Annotated in this window: 16 protein-coding genes; 13 read left to right on the top strand and 3 right to left on the bottom strand. The window is 72.5% G+C overall.

Annotated features, from left to right (window positions below; genetic code table 11):
- The first annotated feature begins 181 nt into the window (after positions 1–181).
- The 7 genes from ACZ6O5_RS05110 to ACZ6O5_RS05080 all read left to right on the top strand — a co-directional run bounded on the left by ACZ6O5_RS05110 (position 182) and on the right by ACZ6O5_RS05080 (position 8,862).
- On the top strand, positions 182–1,375 hold the full coding sequence (locus ACZ6O5_RS05110; protein ID WP_465974515.1) for a PP2C family protein-serine/threonine phosphatase: 1,194 nt from the start codon (positions 182–184) through the stop codon (positions 1,373–1,375).
- Positions 1,375–3,099, top strand: coding sequence for a sensor histidine kinase (locus ACZ6O5_RS05105; protein ID WP_465974514.1), 1,725 nt, complete (start codon positions 1,375–1,377; stop codon positions 3,097–3,099). Before ACZ6O5_RS05110 ends, ACZ6O5_RS05105 begins: the two co-directional genes overlap by 1 nt.
- The gene (locus ACZ6O5_RS05100) at positions 3,096–3,548 is read left to right on the top strand and encodes a response regulator (protein WP_343444947.1); all 453 of its coding nucleotides are present in this window, start codon (positions 3,096–3,098) and stop codon (positions 3,546–3,548) included. The genes ACZ6O5_RS05105 and ACZ6O5_RS05100 overlap by 4 nt, the downstream gene beginning before the upstream one ends.
- Complete coding sequence (locus tag ACZ6O5_RS05095; protein WP_465974513.1) at positions 3,541–4,350, top strand: inositol monophosphatase family protein; 810 nt, start codon at positions 3,541–3,543, stop codon at positions 4,348–4,350. Before ACZ6O5_RS05100 ends, ACZ6O5_RS05095 begins: the two co-directional genes overlap by 8 nt.
- Positions 4,351–4,531: 181 nt before the next feature.
- On the top strand, positions 4,532–5,572 hold the full coding sequence (locus ACZ6O5_RS05090) for a coiled-coil domain-containing protein (RefSeq protein WP_465974512.1): 1,041 nt from the start codon (positions 4,532–4,534) through the stop codon (positions 5,570–5,572).
- 36 nt (positions 5,573–5,608) lie between these two features.
- The gene (locus ACZ6O5_RS05085; RefSeq protein WP_465974511.1) at positions 5,609–7,162 is read left to right on the top strand and encodes a fused MFS/spermidine synthase; all 1,554 of its coding nucleotides are present in this window, start codon (positions 5,609–5,611) and stop codon (positions 7,160–7,162) included.
- A gap of 71 nt (positions 7,163–7,233) precedes the next feature.
- Positions 7,234–8,862, top strand: a complete 1,629-nt coding sequence (locus tag ACZ6O5_RS05080; RefSeq protein WP_465974510.1) for a serine/threonine-protein kinase — start codon at positions 7,234–7,236, stop codon at positions 8,860–8,862.
- A 69-nt stretch (positions 8,863–8,931) separates the two neighbouring features.
- Here the strand turns inward: ACZ6O5_RS05080 and ACZ6O5_RS05075 are convergent, their stop codons facing one another.
- Both ACZ6O5_RS05075 and ACZ6O5_RS05070 read right to left on the bottom strand, forming a co-directional pair.
- The gene (locus ACZ6O5_RS05075) at positions 8,932–9,600 is read right to left on the bottom strand and encodes a potassium channel family protein (protein WP_465974509.1); all 669 of its coding nucleotides are present in this window, start codon (positions 9,598–9,600) and stop codon (positions 8,932–8,934) included.
- The gene (locus ACZ6O5_RS05070; RefSeq protein WP_465974508.1) at positions 9,590–10,924 is read right to left on the bottom strand and encodes a TrkH family potassium uptake protein; all 1,335 of its coding nucleotides are present in this window, start codon (positions 10,922–10,924) and stop codon (positions 9,590–9,592) included. The genes ACZ6O5_RS05075 and ACZ6O5_RS05070 overlap by 11 nt, the downstream gene beginning before the upstream one ends.
- 106 nt (positions 10,925–11,030) lie before the next feature.
- Between ACZ6O5_RS05070 and ACZ6O5_RS05065 the strand changes: the two genes are divergently transcribed.
- The 6 genes from ACZ6O5_RS05065 (at position 11,031) to ACZ6O5_RS05040 (ending at position 17,577) form a co-directional block, all read left to right on the top strand.
- A complete protein-coding gene (locus tag ACZ6O5_RS05065) occupies positions 11,031–12,149 on the top strand; it encodes a glycerophosphodiester phosphodiesterase (protein WP_465974507.1) in 1,119 nt (372 codons plus the stop codon).
- A 748-nt stretch (positions 12,150–12,897) separates the two neighbouring features.
- Positions 12,898–14,100, top strand: coding sequence for a substrate-binding domain-containing protein (locus ACZ6O5_RS05060; RefSeq protein WP_465974506.1), 1,203 nt, complete (start codon positions 12,898–12,900; stop codon positions 14,098–14,100).
- 3 nt (positions 14,101–14,103) lie between these two features.
- Positions 14,104–14,847 carry an ABC transporter ATP-binding protein gene (locus tag ACZ6O5_RS05055; protein WP_465974505.1) on the top strand — a complete coding sequence of 248 codons (744 nt, stop codon included), beginning with the start codon at positions 14,104–14,106 and terminating at the stop codon, positions 14,845–14,847.
- Positions 14,847–15,575 carry an ABC transporter ATP-binding protein gene (locus tag ACZ6O5_RS05050; protein ID WP_465974504.1) on the top strand — a complete coding sequence of 243 codons (729 nt, stop codon included), beginning with the start codon at positions 14,847–14,849 and terminating at the stop codon, positions 15,573–15,575. The genes ACZ6O5_RS05055 and ACZ6O5_RS05050 overlap by 1 nt, the downstream gene beginning before the upstream one ends.
- Complete coding sequence (locus tag ACZ6O5_RS05045) at positions 15,572–16,462, top strand: branched-chain amino acid ABC transporter permease (RefSeq protein ID WP_465974503.1); 891 nt, start codon at positions 15,572–15,574, stop codon at positions 16,460–16,462. The genes ACZ6O5_RS05050 and ACZ6O5_RS05045 overlap by 4 nt, the downstream gene beginning before the upstream one ends.
- On the top strand, positions 16,459–17,577 hold the full coding sequence (locus ACZ6O5_RS05040) for a branched-chain amino acid ABC transporter permease (protein WP_465974502.1): 1,119 nt from the start codon (positions 16,459–16,461) through the stop codon (positions 17,575–17,577). The genes ACZ6O5_RS05045 and ACZ6O5_RS05040 overlap by 4 nt, the downstream gene beginning before the upstream one ends.
- 57 nt (positions 17,578–17,634) lie before the next feature.
- Here ACZ6O5_RS05040 and ACZ6O5_RS05035 read toward each other — a convergent pair whose 3' ends face one another.
- Complete coding sequence (locus tag ACZ6O5_RS05035; protein WP_465974501.1) at positions 17,635–18,459, bottom strand: hypothetical protein; 825 nt, start codon at positions 18,457–18,459, stop codon at positions 17,635–17,637.
- Between the last annotated feature and the right edge of the window lie 83 nt (positions 18,460–18,542).

Here is an 18,542-nt window from a genome sequence, read left to right as displayed (position 1 = left end):
GTCCGGGTGGACGGGCTCACCCGACCGCCTGTGCCGACGGCGGTCGGGTGGGGTGTGGCCGGTTGTCTTAGCCTGGATCGCCCACGGCGCTCGGAAGGAGTACGTCATCACCAGCGACCTCCCGCGACTCGCGGCGGTGGCCCGGCCGCACCGGGGGACCGGCGTTCCGGGTGCCGCCGTCGTGCCCCGGGCCGGCGCGGGGCTGCCCGGCGGCCTGCCGCCCGGTGAGCGGCTGCGGGTGCTGCTGGTCGAGGACGACGAGGGCGACGCCTTCCTGGTCGGCGAGCTGCTCGCCGAGACCAACTCGATGATCGACCTGCTGGTCGCGACCAGCCTCAGCGAGGCCCGCCAGCGGGTGATGGGCGTCGACTGCGTCCTGCTCGACCTGGGTCTGCCCGACGCGCAGGGCCTGGACGGGCTGCGCCGGGTGCTGGAGATGGCCAGCGGCGCCGCGGTCTGCGTGCTGACCGGCCGCTCCGACGAGCACCTGGGCATCGTGGCGGTCGCCGAAGGCGCGCAGGACTACCTGGTCAAGGGCCAGGTCGACGGCGTCCTGCTGACCCGGGCGCTGCGGTACGCGGTGGAACGCAAGCGCGCCGACGTGAACGCCCGCCGGCTGCGCGAGGTGGAGCTGCGCCAGGCCGAGTCCGCCCGCCTGGAGCGCGGTCTGCTGCCGCAGCCGTTGATGACCACCGACGAGGTGTCGGTGCACACGTTCTACCGGCCCGGCCGGCACGCGGCGCTGATCGGCGGCGACTTCTACGACGTGGTGCAGACCCGACCGGACCGGATCGACCTGATCGTCGGCGACGTCTGCGGCCACGGCGTGGACGAGGCCGCGCTCGGCGTCGAGCTGCGCGTCGCCTGGCGGGCGCTGGTGCTGGCCGGCGTGCCGGACGACGAGGTGCTGCCCGCGCTGGAGCAGGTGCTGATGAGCGAGCGCCGACTCCAGGAGATCTTCGCGACGGTGGCCACCGCCCGACTCGACCTGGCGTCCGCGCGGGCCACCGTGCGACTCGCCGGTCATCCGCCGCCGCTGCTGCTCAGCGGCGGTAAGGTCGCCCCGGTGCCGGCCAAGGGCGGGCTGCTGCTCGGCGTCCGGCCCCGCCGTCCCGTTGCCTTCGACCTGGAGTTCGACACCGATGACTGGTCCCTGCTGATGTATACCGACGGCCTCATTGAGGGTCGGGTCGACGGCGGCGACGAACGGCTCGACGTGCCCGGGCTGACCGGCCTGCTCGCCGACCCGGCGAACCGGGCGGTGCCGCTCTCCGAGCTGCCCGCGTGGCTGGTCGGCCGCGCCGAGCAGATCAACGGCGGACCGCTCGCCGACGACGTGGCGATGCTGCTGGTCACCCGGGGCGGTGGCCGCTGATGCAGGGATACCGGCAGGGGTGGACGCTGCGGCGGCGGGTGGCCGCGCTGCTCGGCGTGGTCCTCGCGCTGCTGCTCGGGCTGGCCGCCGCGGAGGCGGCGGTCGCCGCGAAGAACCGGCAGAACATCGACGCGGTGCTGCTCCGGACCGGCCCGCTGCGGGTCCAGGCGCAGGAGCTGATGAGCGCGCTGCTGGACCAGGAGACCTCGGTACGCGGGTACGCGGTGAACGGCGACCGCAAGGACCTGGCGCCCTACCAGGACGGTCTGAAGCGTGAGCAGAGCCTGGTCGCGTCGATCCGCGGGCTCGCCGCCGACTACCCGGCCGTACGCCGGGAGCTGGACGTGATCGAGCAGCAGGCGACGCAGTGGCGGGCCCAGGTCGCCGAGCCGGTGATAGCGACCACCGAACGCAGTGGCCCGTCGGCCGGCCGGGCGCTGATCACCGATCGGACCCGGCAACAGTTCGACGGTATCCGGGCGTCGGTGAACATGCTCCAGGACGAGATCCTCACCGTTCGGAAGCAGGCTGCCGATCGGGTCAACTCGACAAGCAACGTACTGGTCGTGTTGCTGATCGTCGCGGCGCTGGTGGTGGCGGTGGCCGGCGCGGTCATGCTGGTCTCGCTCGACCGGATCCTGATCCGTCCGCTGGCCGCGCTGGTCGGTCAGGTGCGCGAGGTGGCCGAGGGTGACTACCAGCACCGGATCTCCGGCTCCGGCCCGCCGGAGTTCCGCCGGCTCGCCGACGACATCGACCAGATGCGCCAGAAGATCGCCCAGGATCTGGACGAGGTGCGCCAGGCCCGGGAGCGGATCGAGTGGGTGAACGACCAGCTCCAGAAGCAGGCCGAGGAGTTGACCCGCTCCAACCGTGACCTGGAGCAGTTCGCGTACGTGGCCTCGCACGACCTCCAGGAGCCGCTGCGCAAGGTGGCCAGCTTCTGCCAGCTCCTCCAGCGGCGCTACGCCGGGCAGCTCGACGAGCGGGCGGACCAGTACATCGCGTTCGCGGTGGACGGCGCACAGCGGATGCAGCGGCTCATCAACGACCTGCTCGCGTTCTCCCGGATCGGCCGGCTCACCACCGGCTTCACCGAGGTCGACCTGAACCGGGTGATGGGTGACGTCGCCGGGCAGACCGAGGCGGCCCGGCAGTACGCCGACGCGGAGCTGACCTGGGACGAGATGCCGACCATCCGCGGCGAGGAGCCGTTGTTGACCAACCTGCTGGTCAACCTGGTGAGCAACTCGGTGAAGTTCCGCCGTCCGGACGTGCCGCCGAAGGTGTACGTGTCGGCCCGGCTGGTCGACGGCGAGTGGGAGATCAGCTGCCGGGACAACGGCATCGGCATCGAGCCGGAGTTCGCCGACAAGATCTTCGTGATCTTCCAGCGGCTGCACTCGAAGGACGCGTACCCGGGCACCGGCATCGGGCTGGCGATCGTCAAGAAGATCGTGGAATACCACGGCGGCCGGGTCTGGGTGGACACCGACGCCGAGGAGGGCACCACCATCCGGTTCACGCTGCCCGCGCTGGAGGCCGACGTCGAGGCCGCGCAGGCGGCCGAGAACGCGGCGGCGGAGGAGACCGGGGCCGCCGGGTCTGCCGAGGACGCCCCGGTGGACGTCGCCCGGCAGCCGGACGGCGCGGCAAGCGAGGAGCCGGCCGTGGCGGCGGAGCGGCACGAAACCAACGGTGGCATGAAGGAGACGGTCGGATGACGGCGCCCGCGGACGGCAAGAGCCCGATCGAGGTCCTGCTCGTCGAGGACGATCCGGGCGACGTGCTGATGACCCAGGAGGCGTTCGAGGAGCACAAGCTCCGCAACCGCCTGACGGTCGTCTCCGACGGCGCCGAGGCGCTGGCGTACCTGCGCCGTGAGGGCCAGTACACCGACGCGGTGGCGCCCGACCTGATCCTGCTCGACCTGAACCTGCCCCGCCGGGACGGCCGGGAGGTGCTGGAGGAGATCAAGAAGGACGAGCACCTCCGCCGGATCCCGGTCGTGGTGCTCACCACGTCGCAGGCCGACGAGGACATCCTGCGCAGCTACCAGCTGCACGCCAACGCCTACGTGACCAAGCCGGTGGACTTCGAGCGCTTCATCTCGGTGGTCCGCCAGATCGACGAGTTCTTCGTCAGCGTGGTCAAGCTGCCGCCGCGTGGCTGACCCCCTGCTGGACGACGTCGCCGGGCTGCTGCGGGAGGCCGCGGCCGAGGTCGTGGTGCCGATGTTCCGTCGGCTCGACCCGTCCGACATCTCCGAGAAGGCGCCCGGCGAGGTGGTCACCGTCGCCGACCGCGAGGCCGAGAAGCTCATCTCCGACGGGCTGCGGCGGCTGCGTCCCGGCTCGGTGGTGGTCGGCGAGGAGGGCGTCGCCGAGGATCCGGGCCTGCTCCGGCACCTGCGCGGCGGTGGTGACGTCTGGCTGGTCGACCCGGTCGACGGCACCGCCAACTTCGCCGCCGGGAAGCGGCCGTTCGCGCTGATGGTGGCGCTGCTCACCGACGGCGTGCCGGCGGCCTCCTGGGTCTACGACCCGCTCGACGACACGATGGCGGCCGGCCGGCTCGGCGCGGGCACCCGGCTGGACGGCACGCCCGTCCGGCCCGACCGGCCGGTGCCCGAGGTGGGCGCGTTGCGCGGCACCGCGATGACGAAGTTCCTGCCCGCCGACTTCCGCCGCGACGTCGAGGCCGGGGGCCGCCGGATCGGCGAGCTGCTGCCCGGCCAGCACTGCGCCGGCCGGGAATACCTGGACGTGCTCACCGGCGCGCAGCAGTTCGTGCTGTTCTGGCGCACGCTGCCGTGGGACCACACCCCCGGCACGCTGCTGGTGCGGGAGGCCGGCGGGGTGGCCCGCCGCTTCGACGGCACCGACTACCACCCGGCCGACGAGGGCCGGGGCCTGCTGGTCGCGGCCAGCGGGGAGATCTGGGACGAGGTGTACGCGGCGCTGCTGGCACGCTGAGCGTCGACGGCGGCACGCTGCGTCGACGTCGCGTGTCCCGAGTGGTCACCGGCCTGGCGCGGCGCGTCCGGTCCGGTATCGTGACCGGCGGTCTCCGCCAGCAGGCCGCCGCCCGGCGCCGGTGGAGCCGCCGCCGCGCACGGTCGAATCGGGGGCCGGCGGTCGACGGAAGGACCCTCACGTGCCCAGGACCAGGCTCACCGGCCGGCGCGTCCGCCGGTCGCTGCTCGCGCTGCTCGCCGCGACGGCCGTGCTGCTCGGCGCCGGCCTCGCCACCGCCGGCCCGGCCGCCGCCGCGCCCAGCCCGAACGCCCCCGACGAGGGCGGCAGCAAGAAGCTCCGGGACGCGCTGGAGGCCGCGGCGAAGGGCCACATCGAGGCCAAGAACCGGCTGGACAACTCCAAGCGTCGGCAGACCGCGCTGGCCGCCCAGCTCAAGGACATCGAGGCACGCCTGGTCGGGCTGACCGCCCAGGCCGGTGAGGTGGCCGTGCAGTCCTACCGGCAGGGCCGGCTGACCCCGGCGTCGATGCTGCTGGCCGCCTCCGGGCCGGACGACTTCCTGCACCGGGCCGCCGAGCTGGACATGATGGCCCACCGGGACAGCAAGCGGCTCGGTGACCTGGCCGACGCGAAGGCCGAGGCGACCGAGTCGAAACTGGCCCTCGACGCCGAGGTGCGCGAGCAGCAGAAGCAGCTCGCCGTGCTGGCCAGGAAGAAGAAGGACGCCGAGGTCGCGCTCGCCAAGGTCAGCTCCGGCACCGGCTCCGGGTTCAGCGGCAGTTCCTCGTCGGCCAAGCCGGCGCCGCGCAACTCGGACGGGTCGTGGCCGTCGGAGTCCTGCTCGGTCAGCGACCCCACGCCGGCCGACGGCTGCATCACGCCGCGCACGCTGCACATGCTCCAGCAGGCCCAGGCCGCCGGCTACAAGCGGTACGCGTCCTGCCACCGCAGCGGCGGCGGCGGCGAACACCCCAAGGGACGGGCCTGTGACTTCTCCGCCGCCAGCGGCGGCTTCGAGGACAAGACCGCGACCGGCGGCGACAAGTCGTACGGCGACAGCCTCGCCAACTGGGCGAAGAACAACGCGGGCCGGCTCGGCATCATGTACGTCATCTGGTACCGGCAGATCTGGATGCCGAACACCGGTTGGCGGGCGTACAGCGGGGGCGGCAGTCCGGCCGCCGACCACACAAACCATGTTCACATCTCGATGTACTGACCCGGGCGGCCAGGAACGCCGCGTAACCTCGCCACGGTGAGCAGCACATCGTCCGACACCGTCACCGCGCCGGCGACCGAGACGCCGGCCCTGCCCCGGGCCCTGCCGAACGGGTTGGCCGCCTTCCTGGTCTTCCTCTCCAGCGGGGCGGTGCTGGTGCTGGAGACCGTCGCGCTACGCCTGGTCGGCCCGTACGTCGGGGTGACGCTCCAGGTGACCAGCTCGGTCATCGGCATGGCGCTGGCCGCCATCGCGTACGGGGCGTGGATGGGCGGGTGGCTCGCCGACCGGCGGGACCCACGCGCCCTGCTCGCCCCGGCGCTGGTGCTGGCCGGCATCGCCACCGCGGTCACCCTGCCCATCGTCAGGTACGCCGGTGAGGCGCTGCGCGGCGGCGCGGCGAGCGCGGTGCTGCTGCTGACCGCGCTGACCGTGCTGCTGCCGGCCGCGCTGCTGGCCGGGATCACCCCGCTGGTGGTGAAGCTCCAGCTCGCCGACCTGCGCCGTACCGGTCAGGTGGTCGGCAAGCTGTCCAGCATCGGCACGCTCGGCGGCATCACCGCCACGCTGGGCACCGGCTTCATCCTGGTGGCGGCGCTGCCCAGTTCGGTGATCGTGCTGGCGTTGGCCGCGGTGCTCGGCGTGACCGGGCTGGTGCTCGGGTTCTGGCTGCGGCGACGCTCCGGCGCGGCGTTGTCCACGCCGGGCCGGGCCAAGGCGGCGCTGGCGCTGATCGGGCTCGCCGCCGCCGGGCTCAGCGCGGCGGCGCCCAACCCGTGCGACGTGGAGACCGCCTACCACTGCGCCCGGGTCGAGGCGGCCCCGGACCGGACGGACGGGCGCACGCTCTACCTCAACTCGGCCCAGCACTCCTACGTCGACCTGACCGACCCGAGACACCTGGAGTACGCGTACACCCAGTGGATCGGCCTGGTCGCGGACGTGGCGCGGCCGGCGGAGCAGCGGATGGACGCGCTGCACCTGGGCGGCGGCGGCTTCACCGTGCCGCGTTACCTGGCCGCCACCCGGCCGGGCACCGACAACCTGGTCTTCGAGGTCGACGGTGGTCTGGTCGAGCTGGACCGGCGGGAGCTGGGCCTGCGGACCGGCCCGGAGTTGACCGCCCGGGTGGGTGACGCCCGGGTGCTGCTGCGCGCCGAGCCGACCGACAGCCGGGACTTCATCGTCGGCGACGCGTTCGGCCACCTGGTGGTGCCGTGGCACCTGGCCACCCGGGAGATGGCCGCCGACATCCGCCGGGTGCTCCGCCCGGACGGGATCTACGTGCAGAACGTCATCGACTACCCGCCGGGCCGGTTCATCCGGGCCGAGCTGGCCACCGTCTCCGCGGTGTTCGACCACGTCGCGCTGATCGCCCCGCCGGGCGCTGTCGACGGCCGCCAGGGCGCGAACTTCGTGATCGTCGCCTCGGACGCGCCGCTGCCGCTGGCCGCGATCCCGCCCGGCCTGAAGCCGCTCCCAGAGCCGGCCGAGTTGCTCGACGAGGCGGCTACCGCCGAGTGGATCGGGGACGCGCGGGTGCTCACGGACGACTACGCCCCGGTGGACCAACTCCTCGCGACCGCCTGATCGGGTGATGTTTCTGACCGATTCCGACAGCTCAGGTGTAGCGGGGGCCACTTCGGGCAACTGCACCGACCATGGGTGGACCGGTCAGGAACGGCGTGCAACTGCTCGGTGAGCGGTACCGCCTGGTCGAGCAGTTGGGTGCCGGCGGCATGTCGGTGGTCTGGCGCGGCTACGACGAGGTGCTCGGCCGGCAGGTGGCGGTGAAGGTGCTCGCCTCCCGGCTCGCCAGCGACAAGGCGTTCCGGCACCGGATCCGCGTCGAGGCGCAGGCCGCCGCGCGGCTCTGCCACCCCAACATCACCAACGTGTACGACTACGGCGAGTCCGTCCAGGTCGGGCTGACCGTGCCGTACGTGGTCATGGAGCTGGTCGACGGCGGCCCGCTCAGCAGCCGGCTCGGCCGGGACGGGCAACTGCCCTGGCGGGAGGCGCTGACCATCGGCGCGGAGGTCGCCTCCGCGCTGGCCACCGCGCACGCCCGGGGCGTGGTGCACCGGGACGTCACACCCGGCAACGTGATGCTCACCGCGACCGGCGTGAAGGTCGTCGACTTCGGGATCTCGGCGCTGGTGGGGGAGAGCGACAAGGGGCCGGACGGCGCGCTGCTCGGCACGCCCGCCTACCTGGCCCCGGAACGGCTGGACAACGGCCACGTCTCGCCCGCCACCGACATCTACGCGGTCGGCCTGCTGCTCTACCGGATGCTCACCGGCCGGCTGCCGTGGCAGGCCAGCACCACCACCGAGATGCTGCGCGCGCACATGTACCACGACCCGGACCCGATGCCGCCGGTGCCCGGCCTTCCCGGCCAGGTCGCCGAGCTGGTCCAGCGGTGCCTGGCCAAGCGTCCCGAGGACCGCCCACCGACCGCCGAGGTGGCCCGTACGCTCGCCGAGGCGGTGGGGATCGCGTCGATCGTGCCGGTGTCACCGGCATTCGGCGGCATCGACCCGGCGCTGATGGCGAACGCCGGCACCACCATCCTGCCCTGGTCGGCGGCGACCGACGCGGTGCCGTACTCGGCGATCCGCACCCGGACCCGGGGGGCGGCGGCCCGGCGGCGCAAGGTGGAGGCCGGGGTGGCCGCCGCCGGCCTGCTCGCGGTGACCGCGACGATGTGGGGGCTGACGTCGCGGAGCCCGGCCAGCGGCGGGGTGGAGCCGACCGAGGCGTCGATGGGCCTGCCCGAGCCGGTGCCCTGCGCTGTCGACTACTCGCTGCGCCGCGACACCGGCAAGGACTTCTCCGCCGAGCTGACGCTGACCAACACCGGCCCTCGGGAGCTGCGCGGCTGGACGATGAGCTTCAGCTTCCCTGGCAAGCAGGCGGTCACCGCGGCGCAGCCGCCGGTCCGGCAGGTGGGGCGCACCGTGTCGGTGGCGGCCCCGAAACCGGACGCGACGCTGGCGCCGGGCGCGTCGACGAAGCTCACGTTGAGCGGGCGCTACACCGGGAGCAACACGCTGCCGGTGGAGTTCAAGCTCGACAACAGCACGTGCGGCGTGCAGGTGTCGGGCATCGCCGGCTCGGTGCCGATCACCACCGCGCCGGCGAAGACGAAGGCACCGGTCAAGCCGGCCGCCAAGCCGGCCGCGAAGAGCGGGCCGACCAGGGCGAAGCCGGCGCCGAAGCCCAAGGCCGAGCCGAAGCCCAAGCCCAAGCCCAAGGGCAAGGAGGGGCCGGGGGGAAAAGGGAAGTGAAGCAGCCGAAGGGGGGTGGGCACGGCAAGGGACCGAAGGGCTGACGGTCGGGTCGGGGGTCCGCGCCGGTCAGGTCAGCGCCGCGAAGCGCTGCACCTGGGTGATGCTGCCCTCCACGATGAGCACGCTCTCCGGCGCCAGCACCGTCTCCGGCCCGGCGTAACGGAACGGCTGGCCGGGCAGCTTGGCGCCGACCACCATCACCCCGTACCGGTGGTGCGGGGACAGTTCGCGCAGCGCACGTCCGACAAGCGGCGCGGGCACCCGTACCTTGGCGATGGCGAAGTCGTCGCCGAACTCGATGAAGTCGAGCATCCGGCTGACGATCAGGTGGGCGACCCGCTCACCGGTCTCCGCCTCCGGGAACACCACGTGGTGCGCGCCGACCGAGTGCAGGATCTTGGCGTGCTTGTCCGACGTGGCCCGCGCCCAGATCTGCGGGACGCCCAGCTCGGCCAGGGCCAGCACGGTGAGCACGCTCGCCTCGACCGACGCGCCGATGGCCACCACCACCCGGCCGAAGTCCGCCACGCCGAGCTGCCGCAACGCCATCTCCTCGGTGGCGTCCGCCTGCACCACCCGGTCCAGCTCCGCCGACCACCGCTGGACCCGGGCCGGGTCCCGGTCGATGGCGAGCACCTCGTGGTCGAGGCGTGTCAGCGAGCTGGCGAGGTGGTGGCCGAACCGGCCCAGGCCGATCACGACGACACCGGTGTCGTCCGCGTGTCTAGCCGACAATGGGTTGCTCCTCCGGGTAGCGGTACAAACGTCGTCGGGTGTTCAACGCGATCGCCGAGCCGAGCGTGAGCGGGCCGATCCGACCGATGTACATGAGCGCGGTCAGCACGTACTGGCCGGGCGCCGACAGCCGCTGGGCGAGGCCGACGGTCAGACCGGTGGTGCTGAACGCGGAGGTGACCTCGAAGAGCGCGGCGTAGAGGCGTACGTGCGTGACCATCGCGATCAGGCCGACCGTGCCGACGGCCACCAGCGCGACGCTGAGCAGCGCGACCGTCAACGCCTGTCGCTGGCTGGCCGGGGACACCCGGCGGTTCCCGACCGTGGTGTCCGGCTCGCCGCGCAGCTCCGCCCAGATGGCGAAGCCGAGCAGGAAGAACGTGGAGACCTTGATGCCGCCGGCGGTGCTGGCGCTGCCGCCACCGATGAACATCAGGGCGATGAGCATCGGGTAGCTCTCCTCGGTGAGGTGCCCGACGTGGATCACGTCGAAGCCGCCGGTGCGGCTCAGCGCGATCTGGGCGAACGCCGCCAGCACCTTGCCCGGCACGTCGAACCGGCCGATCGTGTCCGGGTTGGTCCACTCCGCCAGCAGCAGGTAGCCGAAGCCTCCGACGGTGAGCACCAGGCTGCCCCAGACGGTGAGCTTGGTGGCGACCGCCCAGCCGCCCGGCCGACGCCATTCCCGGAACGCCTCGAACAGCGCCGGGAAGCCGAGCCCGCCGATGATCGCGCCGGCGCTGAGCGGCAACGCCACCCACGGGTCCCGGGCGAAGGCGACCAGCCCGTCGGAGTAGAGCGCGAAGCCGCCGTTGTTGAACGCCTGAACCGAGTGGAACACCGCGTACCAGAGCGCCCGCCCCGGCGGGTAGTCGTAGGCCAGCCAGAAGCGCCCGCCGACCACGGCGGTCATCAGCGTCTCGGTGACGAAGACGGTGGCCGCGATGCGGAGCAGCAGCCGGCGTACGTCGCCGAGGCCGAACTCGGCGGTCTCGGCCTGCACCAGCAGCCGGTTGCGCAGTCCGAGCTGACGGGAGACGGCCAGGATCAGCAGGGACGCGCCGGTCAGGATGCCGAGGCCGCCGAGCTGCGTGAGCACGGTGATCATCACGAGCCCGAAGTCGGTCCAGTAGTTCGGGGTGTCGGTCACCGCCAGGCCGGTCACCGAGACCGCCGAGGTGGACGTGAACAGCGCGGTCTCGAACGGCGTCCAGTGCTGCGTACGGGTGGCCCAGGGCAGCATGAGCAGCCCGGTGCCGACCAGGATCACCGCCAGGAATCCGAGCGGCACCAGCCGGACCGGCTTCCGGAGCAGGCGGCGCACCAGGTCATCTTCCGTCCGGAGATTCACCCGCAGGTCAGGAACCGACCAACTGGACGTCAACCACGCCGGGTCTGCTGTGCGTACCCATCGACGACAGGAGACGGCGTTGCGACGTACCCTTTCTGCCCTCGGCGTGGCCGGCGCGCTGCTCGCGGCCGCGGCCGTGGTGGTGCCGGCCGTGGCCGCCCAGGCCGGCCCGGACCCGCGCGCCGAACGTCCCCGCGCGACCCAACGGCCGATCGTGATCGGTCATCGCGGCGCGAGCGGCTACCGCCCGGAGCACACCCTGGAGTCCTACCGGCTCGCGATCCGGCAGGGCGCCGACTTCATCGAGCCCGACCTGGTGTCGACGAAGGACGGCGTCCTGGTCGCCCGGCACGAGAACGAGATCTCCGGTACGACGGACGTGGCGGCCCACCCCGAGTTCGCGGCCCGCCGGGCCACGAAGACCATCGACGGGGTGGCGGTGACCGGTTGGTTCACCGAGGACTTCACGCTCGCCGAGCTGAAGACGCTGCGCGCCAAGGAGCGGCTGCCCCAGGAGCGGGTGACCAACACCGCGTTCGACGGCCAGTTCGAGATCCCGACGTTCCAGGAGGTCATCGACCTGGCGCGGGCCGAGTCGAAGGCGCGCGGCCGGACCATCGGCATCTACCCGGAGACGAAGCACCCGACCTACTTCGCGTCGATCGGGCGGGCGCTGGAGGAGCCGCTGGTCGCGACGCTGCGGAAGAACAAGCTGACCCACCGCGACGACCCGGTCTTCGTGCAGAGCTTCGAGACCGCCAACCTGCGCAAGCTCGACACGATGACCGACGTGCGGCTGGTGCAGCTCATGGACGCGACCGGCGCACCCTACGACTTCACCGCGGCCGGGGACCGCCGGACCTACGCCGATCTGGCCACCCCGGCGGGCCTGGCCTGGGTGTCCCGGTACGCCGACGGCGTCGGCCTGAACAAGAACCTGATCGTGCCCCGCGACGCCGCCGGCCGGCTGTTGGCGCCGACCTCGGTGATCCGGGACGCGCACCGGCTGCACCTGGTGGTGCACGCCTGGACGTTCCGCGCCGAGAACCAGTTCCTGCCGGCCGACTTCCGGCTCGGCGCCGACCCGAACGCGCGCGGTGACATCACGTCCGAGTACGAACTCTTCTTCGACCTGGGCCTGGACGGTGCGTTCGCCGACCAGCCGGACACGGCGGTGGCCGCCCGCGCCGGCCGCTGACGCCCAGTCGGTTCGTTGGCTCGTCGGCTCGTTCGGGGCGCCCGCGTCACGCGGGCGCCCCGGCGCGCGTTCGGCGCGCGTTCGGCGCGCGTTCGGCTGGCGGTAGGGCATCGTTCGCGCATCGTCGGAAGGTGGCAGCGCTGGCGATTGGCCTTGGGTAAAGTGCCGCCTGTCCCCGCCGGGAAGCCCTTCGCTCTGGTGCCTTTGGAGCTGAGAGCAGAAACGACTCAGGCTGCGCCGCCGTGCGGTCGTGACCTCTTCGCTGCCGCGGATGCGGCTTCCCAAGGATCCTCGGCGGTGGTTCTGTTATGAGCCAGCGTGCGGCGTCGGGCCACGAGGATCGGCGGGTGAGTCGTTGCTGCTATCAGCTCCAAAGGCGGCGAGGGAAAGTGGCCCACGTGGTGCACCTGACGCAACGGCCAGCTCGACCCGAACGGGGCACACCTGACCCCGATCAGCGGCCCGTCCGGCAGCCCCGAGGTCACCTCCGTCCTGGGCTGGCGTCGGCCGGTGACCGGGCCGCCGCGCGTACGCGGGGCGCGATGGGCGGGGGCGACACCGTGGCCGCGTTCCGCGTGGTGGGGCGGGCCATCCCGGGTCGGCCGGGTTACGTGCTGGTGTCCGGGGTTGTAACGTGCGGCCATCCCGTCCCGGGCACTTGTGTGCGTCGACCACATAGCTCGTGGGTGACGTCACTTCTAGCGTGAGCCGACAACTGACAATCCTCCTGTCCTCACCTGGAGTCGCAATGACGATCCGGCACACGCGACGGGTGTTCCTTTCCGCCGCCACGATGATGGCGGCCGCGCTGGCCGCCACGGCGTGTGGCAGCCCGCAGGACACCGCCTCCGGCGGCGGCGACGCCGCGCCGGTCAAGGTCGGCCTGGTCTACTCCCAGTCCGGGCCGCTGGCCAGTTACGGCAAGCAGTACATCGAGGGGTTCAAGGCCGGCCTCGACTTCGCCACCAAGGGCACCGGCAAGGTCGGCGACCGGAAGATCGAGCTGAGCGAGGCCGACGACGCGGGCGACCCGGCCAAGGCCGTCTCCGCCGCCAAGGACCTGATCGGCAAGGGCACGAAGATCATCGCCGGGTCCACCTCCTCCGGGGTGGCGCTCCAGGTGGCCCCGATCGCGGCGCAGAACAAGGTGCTGTTCATCTCCGGCCCGGCCGCCACCGACGCGGTCACCGGCGCGAACAAGTACACGTTCCGCTCCGGCCGGCAGTCCTGGCAGGACGTGGTGACCGCCAAGTCGTTCATCGGCGACGCGGCCGGCAAGAAGGTCGTGGTGTTCGCGCAGGACGGCGCGTTCGGCGACGCCAACGAGGCCGCCGTGAAGGCCGTGATCGGCGGCGCCGGCGCGACCGTGAGCAGCGTCCGCGCCCCGGCCAGCGCCACCGAGTTCACGCCGTTCGCCAGCCAGATCAAGGCCGCCAAGCCGGACCTGCTCTTCGTCGCCTGGGCCGGCACCACCGCCGGCGCCATGTGGCAGACGCTCGACCAGCAGGGCGTGCTCGCCGCCACCACGGTCGTCACCGGGCTGGACATCCGCGCCTCCTGGCCGACGTTCGGCGCGGCCGGCAGCAAGATCTCGTTCCTGTCGCACTACTTCGACGGGGCCAGCGACACCGAGGCCGCCAAGGCCGCCAAGGCGAAGATCTCCGGCGGCACGCTCGACCTGTTCCACCCGGACGGGTTCGCCGCCGCGCAGATGGTCGTGCGCGCGGTGCAGGAGGGCGGCGACGACGTGGACAAGATGGTCACCGCGCTTGAGGGCTGGGAGTTCGAGGGCGTCAAGGGCACCATGAAGATCCGCGCCGAGGACCACGCGCTGCTCCAGCCGATGTACCAGGCCAAGCTCACCGGCAGCGGCACCGCGTTCACGGCCACCGCGCAGAAGACGCTCACCGGTGACGAGAGCGCGCCGCCGGTCGCGCAGATGAAGGGCTGACCGATGCTCGCCACCCGCGGTCTGACCTGGCGGATCGGTGAGGTCGCCATCGTCGACTCCGTCTACCTCGATCTGGCGCCGGGGGAGTTCCTCGGCGTGATCGGGCCCAACGGCGCCGGCAAGACCTCGCTGTTCAACCTGATCACCGGCCTGCGCCGGCCCACCGAGGGAAAGATCCTGCTGGACGGCGCGGACGTCACCACGCTCCCGCCGCACCGGCGGGCCCGGCTCGGTCTGGGGCGCACCTTCCAGGCGTCCTCGGTCTTCGGTTCGCTGACGGTCCGGGAGAACGTCCGGCTCGCCGTACAGGCGCACCGGGGTGGCTCGATGAAGCTGTGGCGGCGGGCGGCGGCCGACCAGGAGGTGGCCGCCGCCGCCGACGCGGCGCTCGACCGGGTCGGCCTGCACCACCGGGGTACGGCGCTGGCCGGCACGCTCGCCCACGGCGAGAAACGCAAGCTGGAGATCGCGCTGCTGCTCGCCGGGGAGCCCCGGGTGATGCTGCTGGACGAGCCGATGGCCGGGGTGAGCGCCGAGGACGTGCCGGAGCTGGTCCGCGTGATCAAGTCGCTGACCGGGGACAGCGGCCGGGCGGTGCTCATGGTGGAGCACCACATGGACGTGATCCTGGAACTGGCCGACCGGATCGCCGTGATGCACCACGGCGCGCTGCTGGCCTGTGACACCCCGGACACGGTGATGGCGAACGCCACCGTGCAGGAGGCGTACCTGGGGGAGGCGCTCTGATGGTCGAACCTGTCCTGAGCGTCGAGGACCTGTCGGTGCGGATCGCCGGACTGCACATCCTCCAGGGCGTGTCGTTCGAGGTGGCGCCGACCGGCGTCACCGTGCTGCTCGGGCGCAACGGCGTCGGCAAGACCACCACGCTGCGCGCGATCGTCGGGCTCACCCCCCGGGGCGGCGAGGTGCGCGGCACGGTGCGGATGGGCGCGCGGAGCCTGCTCGCCCGCCCCACCCACCGGCTGGTCCGCGACGGGCTCGGCTACGTGCCGGAGGACCGGTGCGTCTTCGCCGGGCTCACCGTCGCGGAGAACCTGCGGCTGGCCGAGCGGCGGGGCACCACCCCGGCGTACGACAAGGTCTTCGCGCTCTTTCCGGAGCTGGACCGGCGCGGACGGCAACGGGCCGGTTCGCTCTCCGGCGGGCAGCAGCAGATGCTCGCCATCGGCCGGGTGCTGCTCAACGACAACCGGCTGCTGCTGGTCGACGAGCCGACCAAGGGGTTGGCGCCGAAGGTGGTGACCGAGGTGGCCGAGGTGCTGGAACGGGTCGCGGAATCCGTGCCGGTGCTGCTGGTCGAGCAGAACCTGGCGGTGGTGCGACGGCTGGCGTCCGACGCGGTGGTGCTCTCCGCCGGCCGGGTCGCCTGGACCGGCGACGCCCACGAGCTGCTGCTGGAGACCGCGTTGACCAAGTCGCTGCTCGGCGTGGGTTCGGCGGAGGTGCACTCGTGAACACCGTGGTCCTGCTGACGCTGACCGGGCTCGGCCTGGCGGCGCTCTACTTCCTCGTCGCGTCCGGCCTGTCCCTGGTCTTCGGCCTCGCCGACGTGCTCAACTTCGCGCACGGCCTGTTCCTCGGCGTCGGCGCGTACGCGACCTGGTGGGCGGCCGGCAACCTGCCCGGCGCCGGGCCGGACGGCCTCGGGTTCGTGCTCGCGGTGCTGTTCGGCGTGCTGGCCGGCTCACTGGTCGCGGTGCTTGTCGAGCTGGTGCTGATCCGGCCGCTCTACTCCCGCACCATCGAACAGGTGCTGGTCACCGTCGGCCTGTCGCTGGCCGGCGTGGCGCTGCTCCAGGCCGCCTGGGGCGCGGACCCGCGCACGTTCCCGCGCCCCGACTGGAGCCGTCAGGTGACAGCGGTGCTCGGCGCGCAGGTGCCGAACGCCGGGCTGCTGCTGATCGTCGCCGCGGTGCTGGTGCTCGGCGCGCTGCTGGCGTTCCTGCGCTGGACCCGGTACGGCCTGATCATCCGGGCCGGCGTGGAGAACCGGGAGATGGTGACCGCGCTCGGCATCGACGTGCGCAAGGCGTTCACGCTGGTCTTCGCGATCGGCGGGGCCGCCGCCGCGCTGGCCGGCGCGCTCGGCGGCGTCTACTTCGGCACCGTCTCACCCGGCCAGGGGGGCTCGCTGCTGATCTTCGCGTTCATCGTGGTGGTGATCGGCGGCATGGGCTCGGTCGTCGGGTCCGCGTACGCGGCGGTCGCGGTGGGGCTGCTGCAACAGTTCGTCAACTACTACGGCACGTCCGGGCTGGGCGACCTGTGCGTCGTCGGCCTGCTCGCCGTGGTGCTGCTGCTGCGTCCGCAGGGCCTGGCCGGAAAGGTGGCTCACGCATGACCGAGGTCAAGAGTGCCGAGGTGCCCGCGCCGCCGGCCACGGTGCCCGACGAGTTGACCCCCGGGCGCTCCCGCTGGCCCGGGCTGCGTCCGTACCTGCCGCTTGTCGCGCTGGTGGTGGCCGCGGTCCTGCCGTACTCGACGGTGAACCTGCCCGGCATCTTCGAGGGGCCGCTGAACTCGCCGGGCACGCTGCAACTGCTCGCCATCTGCCTGGTCTTCGGCGGGCTCGCGGCCGGCTACGACCTGCTGTTCGGGCGCACCGGCATGCTCTCCTTCGGGCACGCGCTCTACTTCGCCGCCGGCGTCTACGGCACCGACATCCTGGTCACCAAGGCCGGGCTGCCGCTGTGGCAGGCCGCCGTGCTCACCGTGGCCGGCGGCACCACGCTGGCCGCGCTGCTCGGCGCGGTGGCGCTGCGCACCGTGGGCATCGCGTTCGCCATGGTGACGCTGGCGTTCGCGCAGGTCGGGGCGATCCTGGTGGCCCGCGACTTCGGCGGGCTGACCGGCGGCGAGGAGGGGCTGCCGCTGGACGTGTCCGGGCTGCCGTCGGCGCTCGTCGGCGTCACCAACACGGTCAACCTCTACTGGCTGGCGCTGGCGTACCTGGCGCTGGTGGTGCTGGTGGTGCACCGGGTCAGCGGCTCACCGACCGGGCGGGTGCTGGCCGGGCTGCGCGACGACGAGCGGCGGATCGGGGTGCTCGGGCTCGACCCGTACCGGTTCAAGCTCGTCGCGTTCACCCTGGCCGGCGGCCTGGCCAGCGCGGGCGGGGTGGTCTACGTGCTGATCGTGGGCGGCGCCAGCCCGCACATCACGTCGTCCGAGCTGACGCTGTCGCTGCTGGTGATGGTGGTGCTCGGCGGCCCGGGCACCCGGTGGGGGCCGGTGCTGGGCGGCGTCCTCTACATGTACCTGGACCACCGGCTCACCGCGTTCGGCAGCAGCGACGCGGTGAACAGCCTGCCCGCGTTCCTCAGTCACCCGCTGAGCCAGCCGCTGTTCGTCCTGGGCACCGTCTTCATACTGGCGGTGTACTTCTTCCCCGGCGGCCTGGCCAGCCTGCGCGCCCGACTGGCCCCCCTCGGGACCGCGCTACGCCCGCGCCGCTGACCGCCGCGACGGGCGGCGGCCCCCCGCGTGGCCGCCGCCCGTCGCGCTGGTCGCGGGTCAGCCGTTGAGCATCTCGTACACCAGGGCCGGCGCCTTCTGCACCTGGTCCCCGGTGGGCTCGGCGATCTTCGGCGCCTTGCCGTAGTCGTAGTACCTGGTGATCAGCTTCATCGCCTTCTGCTTGCCGGCCGCCGGCACGTTCAGGGTCAGCGAGGCCAGGTTGCCGTCCGCCCCGACGACGGCGGTGAACGGCACCCTCTTCCCCGCCTCACCCAGCGCCGCCAGGTCCACGTTGTCGAACGTGCTCTGCACGTCGGCGTTGTCGGTCAGGTCGGCGAGCCCGGTGTACGTACCGTCGCCCTCGGCCTCGACGGTGTCCGCGGTGCGGATGACGGCGGCGGTGTTGCCCGGGTCGGCGCCCTGGTAGGCGGGGATGCTGGACTCGTCCTTCAGCTTGTCGCGGTCCATCGCCATCCAGCGCTTGGGCAGCCTGAGCGAGTCGGGTACGTCGGTGAGGCCGGTCAACTTGACCCGCATCCACAGCGCCTCGTCGATCCACCGGAACGTCATGTCCATGGTGAACTCCGGGTCGTCGTTCCGCTGTCTGACGGCGAGGTCCATGGCCTCGGTGGCCGGGTCCAGCACGCCGGTGAACTTGTCGGTGCTGTCCTGGAGCAGGAACCGGAAGGCCGGGTCCTGCTCGGTCGGCACGGCGGCCAGCAGGGTGGCCTTCGGGTCCGCCGACGGGGCCGGCGCGGGGCCGGCGCCCTCGGAGGCGTCCCCGGCGCCGCACCCGGCGGCCAGTGCGGTGGTGGCCAGCACGGCGGCCGCGCGGAGCCCGATCCGCCGGACGGTCGCGGCGGTGCCGTTTCGCTGCGTCATCTTCGTTCGACTCACTTTCCCAGGTGGCTGTTGCCGGGGAAGCTTCGCAGGCCGCCATCGCCGTTCCACTGCCGATATGCTGC

The sequence above is a fragment of the Micromonospora sp. NPDC049201 genome, assembly GCF_055586805.1.
This window is presented reverse-complemented; position numbering and strand designations above follow the sequence as displayed.